This is a genomic window from Duganella vulcania, from assembly GCF_009857655.1.
GTDB lineage: Bacteria > Pseudomonadota > Gammaproteobacteria > Burkholderiales > Burkholderiaceae_D > Rugamonas > Rugamonas vulcania.
Genome location: NZ_WWCX01000045.1, coordinates 22,216 through 34,096, shown reverse-complemented (window position 1 = coordinate 34,096; position 11,881 = coordinate 22,216). Strand labels below are relative to the sequence as shown.

Below are 11,881 nucleotides of genomic sequence, written 5' to 3'. Positions count from 1 at the left end.
CGTCAGAGCTGCATGGATAGCAGCGCAGTACGGTCCAACGCCGCCATCGCCAGGCTGATGATCGCCTCGGACTTCAGCGTCGCCAGTAGCGGCGCACCCAGGCACAGGCGCAACGCGGAAACGGCCACATCGTCTCTCGTGCCGCAGGCGACCGGCTGTCCCAGGGCGTAACGCGGCACCCCCATCCCGCCTTCCCGCAGCAGCATTTGCAGGCGGACGCACTGTTGATGGGCCAGGGGCTGGCCGTGGTTCAATATCAGGAACGGGAAAATCGTTTGTTCGCCGTCCCACCCCGCCTGTGTACCCAGCGCGGTGCGGCGCAGCGGGGGCACGGGCAGCGCTTCGAACCGGCTGTCGCCGGCCAACCGTGCGCGCAGCGCCAATACGCAATCCAGCACCTTGTTGTTCAATGCAACCGGCTCCAGCCGCACGAAGCAGCTCCACTCTGCAAGCGTGGCATGCCAACGAAGCAGCAAGCCGAAATTGGCGCCGTTTCCCAAGTCGCGCGCCGCCTCCCAGCCGGGTGGCCAGTCAGCGGCCTGAGAATAGGCCGCGCATGCCTTTCCCAGCGCTTGCCGGCTCAATCGTGCCACGCTGGCCGCCGGCACCAGCAGTGCGCCGCAAAACGTCGGCCCGCCCAAAAATTTCGATCCGGTCACGGCGACCAGGCAATCCTGCGCCAGGTAGCCGCGCACGGTGGAGGAGGACAGGCGGAACTGGCAGGCGTCGACCAGAATGCGTATCTGCTTCGGCCAGCGCCGGCGCAGCTTCAGCGCGCATTCGATATCCGGCACGATCATGCCGGTCTTGCTGACGTCCGTCACCACCAACAGCACCTCCTGTCCGCTGCCTGCCGCGGCGTCGACGGCGGCCTCGCACTCGGCGTTGATGTCATGACTGGCGCGCGTACTGCCGTCGCCATTTCTGACCGCCAGCGTGCGCAGGACGCCGCGCCAGGCGCCCACCTGTGCGTCCGGTGTCTGACTGGCGCCACAGGCGGACTGACTGTCGAAGTGACGTCCGCGCAGCGCCAGCGGCACGCCGCTGCCGCTTTCTGCGGGATCGATCATCACGGTGCAGCCAGGACGCAGCCATTGGCCGACCAGCAGCAACATGTCAGTGCCGGAGGCCGCGAACACCGCCTGCGTGTCGTCCGCTTCACAGCCAAGCATAGAGAGCATGGCACGCCGCAGCTGCGCCATACCTTCGGCGTAGACCGCAGCGTCGTCGTCGCGGATCAGCGCGACTTGCAGAGTGCGGCGCAGAGCGTCGGCGGCCAGCCAGCCGTGTTCGGTGATCGTGGACGCGGTGCTGGAGCCTAGTTGCACCAGTTCCGGATCCGGCAGTGGCCGGGTCCCGTAGCGGTTGACGCCGGACTGCGGATCGAGTGCGATGCGGCGGTCGCCACCCGACACCAACAGTATGGTGGTGGATGGCAGTGTTGTAGAAAGCACCGCGCTCAAGACTGCGGCCTTTGGCGCAACTGCTCCAGCAGTTGGCGGAAGGCTGTAAAGACTTTGTGCATTGCGGGTCGTTTGTATGGGTACATCTGCTCGTCGTCCATGGCATGCACAATCATCGCGTTATCGATTTCAAAAATCAGCAATTTTCCATCCGGCGTCTCGGCGCAATCGATGCCCAGATAGGGAAGGCCGATGCGACGGTTGATCTCATCCAGCGCCCTGCGGTGACGCACAGCGAAGGTCTGGTCGAATTGTGCCATGCATTGTTCTTCCTCGGCGCGTTTCTCGGCACTCTGGTCCATGCCGGCATTGAGATAATGAATCATCCAGTGTTCGGAAATGGCGTAGTGGCAGACGAAGGGCTGACCGTCGATCAGCACCACGCGGAATTTGCGGAACATGCCGCCCGGACCTCGATAGTCGACAAAGCGGGCCAGGTAGAAGCCTTGCGCGCCGACGCGTTCGAGATAGGCTGGCAGGTCGGCGGCGCTCTCTAACTTTTCCAGATCATGGCCGGCGTGCGATCCGATCGGACGCACAATCAACGGAAAGGAGGCGTCTGGCAGGATTTGGCGCAGCGTGGCGGGAGCATTAGACAGGGCGGCCAAGTCAGCACGAGTGATGCGTGCGGTTTGCGGCATTTCCAGTCTGGGCGTGCCCGCTAGCGCTGCACAGGCACCGTCGCGCGACAGGACGGCGATGCGCTCCGGCCGGTTCAGCACCGGCGCCGGCCAGTCAGTGAGAAATTCGGACAGGCGCTGCAGCAGCGGCTGGTTGATGTCCGATTCGGCCAGAGCCACCATGAGGACGTCGTGTTCGGGCAGGGCTTCCGGCCAGGGCGTCTGCTGGGTCAGGTACAGTAGTTCTGTCGTCACGTCGCTGTCTTCGAGCAGGAATTCGATGGGCGTGTTCGACATCAGGTCGCCAAGGCCCATGATAACCAGAAGACGCAGCCCCGGTGCGCCGTTCGGGGCGGGGAGTATGTAACTCGCTTGCAGCTTGATCGCCTCGGCTTGCACCTCGAGCGCGACGTCGCGGTCGCCGGTCAATTGCAGCACGGTCGAACAGTCCAGATAGGCATTGGCGTCGAGTGGATGGGCATGGGCGCGCTCGACCAGCGCCCTGGCGATGGGCGCCATGTCCTGCTGGCGGAAGGCGCGGCGCATCAAGGGTGAGACGCCGATCAACGGTGCAAACGGCTGCCGTGCGGCGGCCAGTTCGTCGGGCATGAACTGCCGCAGCAGCTTGAATTTTTCGGCAAAGCGGGGCTCGTCCCATTGCGTCGCGTATTGCAACAGCAGGCGTTCACCGTGATAGATACGCACGAAGTAGGGTTTTTGCAGCAACTCCGTGTGCACATACATGGCGAATGATTCGGCGAAGTCCTCGTCCGCGCTTTGGGCCGCATACATGGTGAAGAAATCGGTGGTCAGCAGCGAGCGATAGGCTGCCAGGATGTCGTCGGCCGACAGCAACGGCTGATGATAGTAGGTCAGCTGTCGCTGCTGGGGGAAATCGTTGCGCGGCAGGGGCTCGACTTTGCCGTCGGCAGCGAGGCGCCATGACAGCTGCAGGAAGGAATAGTCGCCGGCGGAGTGCGTCTCGCCGGGCGTCAGCCACCAGTCAGGTACCAATGATCGTCCTGCCGCGAGCACGTGGCCGATCTCATGCAGTAGCAAGAGCTGGATGGCGTTCTTGCGATTGTCATGCTCGGTGTCGGCGATGCGAACCTTGAGCTGGTAGGCGGTAGGCGCGAAGGGCATGTTTTCCCGCCAACTGGCCCACTCATTGGCGCTGCGACCGGAGACGGCGTCGACATCGAGCGCGATGGCGATGCCGTGAAATTCGCCGTCCGGTCCAACCACAATGTCGGTGATGGCGGAGGAGCCTGCGCCGGAGACGAAATACACGCCCAGGAAATTTTCCTTCAGCCGCGCGCGCACCGCGTCCGGCAGTTCGCGCAACGCCTCAGTAACGTCAGCGGAGAAATCGGCGCTGACTGTCGTCGCTCGCGCGGCATAACCGTTTACTTGCTCGAGATGGGCCAGTAGTTCCTGTGGCGCCGGCGCATGCCGTAGCTCAGGCGGCTTAGTCAGGGCTGCGCTCCAGACTTCGGGATGTACGGTAATGATCAAGAGGCGCCCCAGTAGCTGCATGACGCCATACTATGGGAGCGATTATTAAGCTGCGATTAAAGGACAGTCCGCACCATCAACTGGTTTGCCGCGTCAACTACCTGCTATGGGCTCGACCGAAAGTACCTTGAGTTTGGCACTTGGATTTTCGATGCGGTTTGGGCTGTTTCGATAATTCCAATGGCCTTCATAAGTGACTTCGACATCCTGGATGCTGATGCATGCATCAAAGTTGCTAGCTTTTTTGGTGTCTATCACTTCCGCGCGGGCCTCGCTGATGGTCGGTGGGTCTTCGAGCAGGTTGACGATCACGGTGACGACTTTATATTTCATTGAAGTCGCTCTCTGGTGATAATAGTCCACGACTAAAACGCCTCAACGCCTCTGCCGTCAAGGTGACGAACGCGTTCTGATGCTCCAACAACTGTTGCGTCATCCATGCCGTGCCGGCTTCTGTTTCCGATAGCCACACTTGACCTTCGGGGAAAGTCCTCGGAAGGCTCGTCAGCGTAGCGTTTAACAGAAGATCGGATTGCAGTCCCCAAAGAAACGCGGGAGGTGGTGCCAGGGTCCAATGAAAACCGTTGTTTTCGGCGTAGATGTGATTATGGCGAAACGTCAGATCGACAATCTGGCGATCCGAATGAGCGTCGCCGACGGACTCGATCCAGCAGTGGTATGCGCCACCTTCACTACACGCAAACGCGGTGTCGTCCGCCATCAGCATCAAGCGTCCATTGCCGCAGTCAACCGCCGCCAAGCCGGCGACGGGACGGAAATCGCGGGCGGTCGCTATGCTGATCAAGTTGGCGCCGACGATCGCATAGACGTGGCAAAGCGAATAATATTGCATCGGGTAGTGCGCCTTGATGACTTCATTTACACAATCTGCAATCAAGGTCTTTACCGATAGTCTCATTATGCATCTTAAAAATTAGACCCTGCGGCCACGAGAAGATCCAATGTATATCCATGTAACTTAATGTAGCATTAAAGTTGCAGAGATATATTGCGTGTTCAAGTTTGGATGGCACGCGCCGATAATAAGTGTAGGGTGATTTTGCCCTGATAACAGGGGAAGATCATGAGCATCTCAAGTGTCACCAATGCAACTGCGGCAGTGGCGGCCACGCCAGTACCGAAGCCCTCCACGGCATCTGCGCCGGTAGCCGACAAGAAGAGTACTGACGCGGCGGCGACGCCGAAAGCGTCGACGGACACCGTGTCAATCAGTTCGGCCGCAAGGGCAGCGGCCGCTAAGGAAGCCGCTGAAACCCCCGCACAAACTGCTGCGGAGGCGCATAACGGCGATCGACAGGCGCAGCGTTTGGAAGCAAAAATTGCCGCCAGCAAGCCTGCAACATAGAAATTTCCACTTGGAGAGGGCGGCTGTGCCGAGGCATGCCTGATCGTCGGGACTATTTGCCCTCGGGAGTGACCACCAGCACCTTCAATGCTCCGTCAATAGACGCCGGCAAATAAACGTACTTGGTTGCGGGATCGAACGCCATTGTCTTGGCGCCAACCGTAGTCGGCACCTGGGCCAGCACGTCGTACCGATCGGGTGTCAGTTGCTGGACAATGGTCAGCGTGGCGCTGTCGCCGTTGGAGACGTAGATGCGGCCGGTCGCCGCGTCGTAGGCGACGGCGTCGGGATGGATGCCGATGGCGAAGTCGGCCACGTGTTTCCCGTCCCGCGCATCGACCACCGTCGCCAGCTTGTTCTTGCATGCGGCGAACAGGCGCGCATGGGCCATGTCGAGCGCCAGTCCTGTCGGCTCCTCGCAGCCGGCCAGTGGCCAGTGCGCGATCACTTTGCCGGCCGCGATGTCGATCACCTCGATCGCATTCTTATCCTCGATGTTGAAGTAGATGCGACCGGCGCCGTCGGTCACCGCAAATTCCGGTCGGCCGCCGACCTTGATGGTCGAGACGATCTGCATGCCAGGCGCGTCGAATACCGTGACATTGGCGCTGCCGCCATTGAAAGCATACAGGTGATGGGCTTGCGGTACATAGAGGATCGCGTCGGGATTCTTTCCGCTAACCTTGACTTGCCGCTTGACGGCAAAGCTGTCGAGCGCAAACACGGTGACGCTGTCCGAGCGTCCGTTGCTGGTGAAGCCCAGGTTCAGCTCCGGCGCGAATGCGACGCCGTGCACGCCGTCGGTGCCGGCGATGGCGCCTGCCATTCCATGCGTGCCCAGGTCGATCACCTGGACCTGCTTGCCGTGGGTGATATACAGGCGCTGGTGGCTGGCGTCGATGCTGGCGTAGTCCCATTTGCCATCGCCGCTCAAGGCGATACGGTCGTGGATGGCGTAGCCGGTGGTCGCCGCCATGCTGGATGGTGTGAAAAACTGGCCCAGCACCAGGGCGAGCAGGACGGTGTAACGTGCGGTTTGGTTCATATCGTGTCCTAGGTGGTGGGTGAAGATCAATAAGTAAGATTGACGCCGGCCTGATAGGTCGCGCCGTAGAACTCCCGCTGGATGGTGCGGTTGGCTGTGCCCTCGGCAAACTTGAGCGGCGTGTCGCTGAGGTTCTTGGCGTTGAGATACAGCGACACGTGCTTGTTGAAGGCGTACGCCCCGCCGAAATCGTATGACGTGCGGCGCTCGGAATACACATCCTGCGCCGCGCGGGCGCCGATGGCCCACAAGTTGCGCGACAGGGTGTACATGCCCAAACGGAGATTCCACGGACCTGCTTCGTAGAAGACGGCCGCGTTGACCGTGTTGCGCGACGTCGATGGCAGGCTCGAGGTTTCGCCGGGCCGTATCTCGAAGCGCGAATCGACGAAGGTGTAGTTTGCGCTGGCGCCCAGACCGCCGAGCCAGCCTGGCAAGGCGGTGAAGCGCTGCTCGTAGTTCAGCTCCAGTCCGCGCGCGGTCGACTTGCCCACATTGGCAAACGAGTAGACGTGGGCGACGCCAACAAAACCGGCAAACAAGCCGTTGTTGGGAAAGGTCTGGTTGCTCTGGCTGGCCGCAATGTAATTGCTGATTTCCTTGTCGAAGACGCCGATCGAGGCGATGCCGGCGTTCGGCAGATAGCGTTCAAACGACAGGTCGAACGAATTGGCAGTGGTGGGCTTCAGCTCCGGATTTCCCTTGGTGACAGTGTTCGCGCCGGGATCGATATTGAGCGAGGCCGATACCTGGCTAAAGCCCGGCCTGGCGATGGTCGAGGAGAAGGCCGCGCGCAACAGCGTCGAGCCGCCCAGTTCATAGCGCGCCTGCACGCTGGGGAACCAGTTGAGGTAGTTGCGGTCGCGGTTCTCCGGCTGGATCATGGAATTGCCGGCGGCGTCCACGCCCTTGGCGTTGGCGGCATAATTGGCGCGGGTCGCTTCCACGCGCACGCCGCCGGTCACCCCCAGCGCGCCGGAGCGTATCTGGTATTGGCCGTAGGCGGCGTAGACGTCTTCCTTGTCCTGCAGGTACTGGAGCGCGGCGTTTTCCGCATCCGAGGCCGACACCACCTGCTGGCTCCCATACAGCTTTTGCATCAGTCCCGGCGTAAGTTGCGGTCCGTTCTGGTAGTGGCCGTCATAGAACGTGACGCCGGGACCGCCCGAAGCTGCGGTCAGCGGCAGTACCGGCGGATTGTCGAACGAATAGGGCTGGCCGTTGACCACGCGTTTGCGCAGGCGCGCACCGGCGCCGACCTTGAGGCTCTCTTCATCGTAGCCGCCGATGCGCGTATCCCATGCTAGGTTGGCGGCCAGCGACCATTCGTGGTCCGAGATGTCGGTGGTACTGTTCTGTAATTTGACCAGTGCATAGTTGGCAGGATTCAGGTAGTCCGCACCGTTCACGGTGAACGCCGGCACATTGCCGGGTCCGCTGTTGGCATAGCTGACAGTGGGCGCGCCCGATGGCGTGTAGTTGAAGTCGGAGTTATAGTCGTGCATCTTGTTGTACGAGCCGCGCGTATACCCCAGGCGGTAGTCCAGCACAGCGTGTTCCAGCTGGTTCTTGCCGCCGGCCATGAACACCTTGTTGTTGATGGTTTCTTGTTCGTCGCGCAAGGTCTTGTCGAAGCCATTGGCACCCATGCCGTCAATAAAGCCGCTCGCCGTGGCGACCGGCGCGCCGTCCGGCGTCACCGTCAGGCGCTGGCGCAACACCGATTCGGTATAGCCGGCGTCGAAGCCGCGGATGTAATAGCTGTTGCGCGCGTCAGGCTGGTAGCCAAGGTCGATGCCGACGCCGTGACGGCGGCGGTGATACTGGTACCAGCGCAGGTCCCAGCCGGCGTAGGTCAATGGGGAATGGACGCCGTCGTCGAGGAAGGCCGGTTCGACATCGTCGATGCCGCGCTTGTCCTCATAGTAGGCGGCCGTGACGACGATCGAGAAAGGGTGGGAGGCATAAGCATTGCCGCTGCTTCGATCCGTGCCGTCACCTCCGAAACGGGTGCCGGTGGTCAACGACAGGTCGGCGATATTGGTGCCGCGCAGCGATTCGCGTCCGGTGCCGATGCGCGCTTCAAGGAAGGGCTTGCCGTTGCGGGGCGTGGTCTTGGGCGTGATTTCTATGGTGCCGCCCAGCGCCTCGGCATCCTGCTCCGGCAGATTGGACTTGGTCACCGTGATCGCGCCGACCAGGCCGGTCGGAATCGCGTCTAGCGCCACCGCGCGTCCGCCGCCGAACGGCGAGGCGTTGTTCGACGGCGGAAGCCGCAGGCCGCCGAAGGTCGTACTGTTGAGGTCGGCGTCGAGACCGCGGATATTGACGAAGCGTCCCTCGCCGGTGTCGGTCTCCAACGAGATGCCGGGAATGCGGCGCACCGATTCGGCGATGTTCACGTCGGGCAGCTTGCGCATCTCCGCCGCCGTCATCAGGTTGATTAGATTAGGCGCTTGTTCCTGCGCCTGCCGCGCATTGGCGTTGGTGGCGCGCTGGGCGTCCACCACGATCACCTGGATGGCTTCGCCGGACGGCGCGGCAGTCGCCGGGTCGGCCGCGTATGCGGGCATCAGGAACAGCTGGCTGATGAGGGCGGGAAGGAGCGCTTGCTGGATTGGTCTGGTTTGCATACATACTTTCATTGAAAATGAAGAACGTCTAGGACTGGGGTGGCAAGGGAAGAGGGGTCGGTGGCAGGGATGGGCAGGGCAATGCGCACCATCAGGCCGCTGGCGTCGGGCAGGCTGGCGCTCAGCGCGATCGACCCGGCCATACGCTGGACGATGTTGTGCACGATCGCCAGCCCCAGGCCGGAGCCCGTGCCGGTTATGGCGGCGCCCCGATAAAACGGCGACAGCACTAGTTCGCGTTCGTGCTCAGGCACGCCGGGACCGTTGTCTCTGACGCAGATGTGCAGCGCCGCGGCGCGGTATTCGATGTCGATATCCACCTGGCCGCCCGGCTGGATGTAACGGATGGCGTTGTCGATCAGATTGCGCAGCACGGCGCCTAAATCCATCGTGTTCGAGCACACGCTGCACGCCATGTCCACATTGGCGGTGAGCACGACCTGCTTTTGATCGGCCAGCGGCAGCAGGTCTTCCAATACGCTCTGGCATACAAAGCCCACGGCGACTGCATCCCGGTTCGCGGCATCGCGGCCTTGCAGGCGTGCAAGGAGCAGCAGTTGGGCTACCAGGTGACGCGCCCGCAAGATGCCGCGTTGCAGGGACTGTAATCTGGGCTGGGCCTGCTCGCTCAGGTTCAGGTCAGCCAGCAATTCGGCTTGCAGCGAGATGGCGGTGAGCGGCGTGCGCAACTCGTGGGCGGCATCGGCGACGAAGCGTTTCTGCTGCGCGAGCGCCAGTTCAACTCGATGCAGCAAGCGGTTAATGGCGGCGGTGAATGGCAGGACTTCGCTGGGCACTTCGCTGTCGTCGAGTGGCGCCAGTTGATCGTCGCCGCGTTCGTCGAGCTCTTGGGCTAGCCGCATGACCGGCGCGAGCATATGCCGTATCAGGGCGACCATCGCCAGCGCCAGCACCGGGATCAGCACGGCGATCGGTACAATGGTGGTCTTGCCGGCGTTGTGCGCCACTTCATCGCGCACGACGGTGCTCTGGCTGACCGCCACGCGCTCGCCGCCGGGCAGCGTGCGGATGAACAGGCGCCGCTGCTGGCCTTGCACCTCCAGCGTTTGCAAGCCGTCCGGCAGATCGGCAGCCAGTGGCAGCGGTACTTCGGCGCCTTCCACTTCTCCCCACGCGCCCTTATGCAGCAGTTGCACCATGATGCGCGCGCCGACGTCGACTACATGATTGTCGAGGTCCTGCAAACCGAGAGGCGTGGCCAGGTGGCGCCGCTCGGCCAGCGCCGACATCTGGCGCAGCTGGTCGTCCTGCAGCTCGTTGACTTCGTGGAAGGCGGTGCGATAGGAAACGGTGCCGGCGATGCCGGCGGCGACCAGCATCACGCCAGCCAGGGACAAGGCCAACCTGACTTGCAGCGAGCGCAAACCGCTCATTTAGCCACCGCCCAGCCCATGCCGCGCACGTTGCGAATGGTGGACTGGCCGAATTTACGGCGGATGGAGTAGATCAGGAATTCCAGCGCGTTGCTGGAGACGTCGTCGTCGCTGTGGTACACCTCGCGTTCCAGCGCTTCGCGCGAGCGGATCGCTCCCGGCCTTGCAAGCAGGGCTTGCATCAACGACGCTTCGCGCTGGGACAGCGGCGCCTCGATCTCGCCCACGCTCATGCACAGGGAGTCGAGGTTGAGCCGGATGGCGTCGGTGCCGATATGGCGCTCGTTTTGCTTGCGGTAGCGGCGTTGCACGCTGCGCATGCGCGCCAGCAACTCCGGCATGTCGAACGGCTTCAGGATGTAGTCGTCGGCGCCCAAGTCAAGTCCGCGCACGCGGTCGCCGAGCCCGTCGCGGGCGCTGACGATCATCACCGGCAGCAGCGGCGCGTTCTGCTGCAACGCTTGCATGACGGTCATGCCGTCGCAGCCGGGCAGGCCGAGGTCGAGCAGCACCATGTCGTAATGGTCGAAGACGGCTTCCAGCGCCTTCCTGCCGTCGCGGACCCAATCGACCACGAAAGCCGCCTGCTGGAGCGCCAACTGCATCGCCTCGCCGACCATGTCATCATCTTCCACCAGTAGTACGCGCACGCCGGGCCATCCTTTAACTCGCAGGCGCCGGACTATCCCGCGCCTTGAACAAGAGGCAAGTATGGCGAGCAAATATGTAGGCTTGATTACAGCAAACTTAGTTGAAAGACAGTGGGGGTTGATAGGCCCGAATTTGGCTGGTTGTTAATGCTGACTTAATAGAACCGTATTTAGACTGTGGATCCGCAGTACGGTTCGTCAACATGAAAGGCAACTCCATTATGTTTAATAAGTCGCTCTTACTGTCACTGCTGCTTGTCATTGTCTTGCCGGAAGTCAATGCCGCCGATTATTCGGTTCTTCAGAAATGGACGTTTGACGAGGCTGGCCGTTGGGACTACCTAGATGTTGAACCCGTGCATCAGCGTCTGTTCATGACGCGAGGCGACCACTTACAAGTGCTCGATCTGCCTTCGGGCAAGTTCGCGGGTCGGATCGACGGATTGCAGGGCGGGCATGGCGTAGCATTCGCACAGAAACTGGGGCTGGGATATGCCAGTAGCGGCGGCAGCAACAGCGTGATCGTGTTCGATCTCGGGACTCTGCAAGCCAAGCAGGAAGTGAAAGTTTCCGGCGTCAACCCCGACGCCATCCTGTTTGATGAGGGTAGCGGCAACCTTTACACCTTCAATGGGAAATCGGAGAATGCTACCGTATTTGACGCCGCCAGCATGAAATTGAAGGCAACCATTGCCTTGAACGGTAAGCCGGAATTTGCGGTCACTGACGGCAAACGGGTTTATGTGAATATTGAAGACAAGGCTGAAATTGCCGTCGTGGATATAGCCAGCAACCGGGTGGTAGCGAGTTGGCCGCTAAGAGGTTGTGAAGAACCGACTGGCTTAGCATTAGATTCCATCCATGCGCGTTTGTTCTCAGTTTGCCAGAACGGCGTGATGGTGGTGGTTAGTGCCGCCGACGGCAAGGTTGTCGCTACTGCCCCGATAGGCCAGCATGCGGACGCAGTAGTCTACGCTGCTGCCAGCGCTACGGTGTTTTCATCGAACGGCGACGGGTCGCTGAGCATGATTCACCAGGATGGTGCCGACCACTATGTCAACACCCAAACGCTGCATACCGAAAAGGGTGCTCGCACCTTGGCCATGGACCACCAAAATGGCCGTATATACTTACCGACGATATTGAACCAACATTTCACCGTTATTGTTGCTGCACCATAACATGTCAGGAATTC

General features: G+C 61.4%; 10 protein-coding genes. 2 read left to right on the top strand and 8 right to left on the bottom strand.

The window, feature by feature from the left end; all coding sequences use genetic code 11:
• Positions 1-2 precede the first annotated feature (2 nt).
• The 4 genes from GTP90_RS21520 to GTP90_RS21505 all read right to left on the bottom strand — a co-directional run bounded on the left by GTP90_RS21520 (position 3) and on the right by GTP90_RS21505 (position 4,517).
• Positions 3-1,463, bottom strand: a complete 1,461-nt coding sequence (locus tag GTP90_RS21520) for a hypothetical protein (RefSeq protein ID WP_161085460.1) — start codon at positions 1,461-1,463, stop codon at positions 3-5.
• Entirely contained in the window at positions 1,460-3,598 is a 2,139-nt protein-coding gene (locus tag GTP90_RS37050) for an ATP-grasp domain-containing protein (RefSeq protein ID WP_254451981.1), read from the bottom strand. Before GTP90_RS37050 ends, GTP90_RS21520 begins: the two co-directional genes overlap by 4 nt.
• A gap of 93 nt (positions 3,599-3,691) precedes the next feature.
• Entirely contained in the window at positions 3,692-3,931 is a 240-nt protein-coding gene (locus tag GTP90_RS21510) for a hypothetical protein (protein WP_161085459.1), read from the bottom strand.
• Positions 3,921-4,517 (bottom strand): hypothetical protein, encoded by a 597-nt coding sequence (locus GTP90_RS21505; RefSeq protein ID WP_161085458.1) that lies wholly within the window; start codon positions 4,515-4,517, stop codon positions 3,921-3,923. The genes GTP90_RS21510 and GTP90_RS21505 overlap by 11 nt, the downstream gene beginning before the upstream one ends.
• Before the next feature lie 165 nt (positions 4,518-4,682).
• Here GTP90_RS21505 and GTP90_RS21500 point away from each other — a divergent pair, with 165 nt between their 5' ends.
• On the top strand, positions 4,683-4,964 hold the full coding sequence (locus tag GTP90_RS21500) for a hypothetical protein (protein WP_161085457.1): 282 nt from the start codon (positions 4,683-4,685) through the stop codon (positions 4,962-4,964).
• A 52-nt stretch (positions 4,965-5,016) separates the two neighbouring features.
• Here GTP90_RS21500 and GTP90_RS21495 read toward each other — a convergent pair whose 3' ends face one another.
• Genes GTP90_RS21495 through GTP90_RS21480 form a run of 4 tightly spaced genes read right to left on the bottom strand, consistent with a single transcriptional unit; the run spans position 5,017 to position 10,686 of the window.
• A complete protein-coding gene (locus tag GTP90_RS21495) occupies positions 5,017-6,009 on the bottom strand; it encodes a YncE family protein (RefSeq protein WP_161085456.1) in 993 nt (330 codons plus the stop codon).
• Positions 6,010-6,035: 26 nt separating this feature from the next.
• The gene (locus GTP90_RS21490) at positions 6,036-8,642 is read right to left on the bottom strand and encodes a TonB-dependent receptor (protein WP_217432018.1); all 2,607 of its coding nucleotides are present in this window, start codon (positions 8,640-8,642) and stop codon (positions 6,036-6,038) included.
• A gap of 8 nt (positions 8,643-8,650) precedes the next feature.
• On the bottom strand, positions 8,651-10,036 hold the full coding sequence (locus tag GTP90_RS21485; RefSeq protein ID WP_161085455.1) for an ATP-binding protein: 1,386 nt from the start codon (positions 10,034-10,036) through the stop codon (positions 8,651-8,653).
• Positions 10,033-10,686 (bottom strand): response regulator, encoded by a 654-nt coding sequence (locus GTP90_RS21480; protein ID WP_161085454.1) that lies wholly within the window; start codon positions 10,684-10,686, stop codon positions 10,033-10,035. The genes GTP90_RS21485 and GTP90_RS21480 overlap by 4 nt, the downstream gene beginning before the upstream one ends.
• A gap of 203 nt (positions 10,687-10,889) precedes the next feature.
• Here GTP90_RS21480 and GTP90_RS21475 point away from each other — a divergent pair, with 203 nt between their 5' ends.
• Complete coding sequence (locus GTP90_RS21475; RefSeq protein ID WP_161085453.1) at positions 10,890-11,867, top strand: YncE family protein; 978 nt, start codon at positions 10,890-10,892, stop codon at positions 11,865-11,867.
• Positions 11,868-11,881 lie beyond the last annotated feature (14 nt).

Excerpts from the sequence above, each read along its gene's own strand:
- GTP90_RS21500 (WP_161085457.1), top strand. The coding sequence starts at position 4,683 with ATGAGCATCTCAAGTGTCACCAATGCAACTGCGGCAGTGGCGGCCACG.
- GTP90_RS21475 (WP_161085453.1), top strand. The coding sequence starts at position 10,890 with ATGAAAGGCAACTCCATTATGTTTAATAAGTCGCTCTTACTGTCACTG.
- GTP90_RS21495 (WP_161085456.1), bottom strand. The coding sequence starts at position 6,009 with ATGAACCAAACCGCACGTTACACCGTCCTGCTCGCCCTGGTGCTGGGC.
- GTP90_RS21490 (WP_217432018.1), bottom strand. The coding sequence starts at position 8,642 with ATGCAAACCAGACCAATCCAGCAAGCGCTCCTTCCCGCCCTCATCAGC.
- GTP90_RS21485 (WP_161085455.1), bottom strand. The coding sequence starts at position 10,036 with ATGAGCGGTTTGCGCTCGCTGCAAGTCAGGTTGGCCTTGTCCCTGGCT.
- GTP90_RS21510 (WP_161085459.1), bottom strand. The coding sequence starts at position 3,931 with ATGAAATATAAAGTCGTCACCGTGATCGTCAACCTGCTCGAAGACCCA.
- GTP90_RS21505 (WP_161085458.1), bottom strand. The coding sequence starts at position 4,517 with ATGAGACTATCGGTAAAGACCTTGATTGCAGATTGTGTAAATGAAGTC.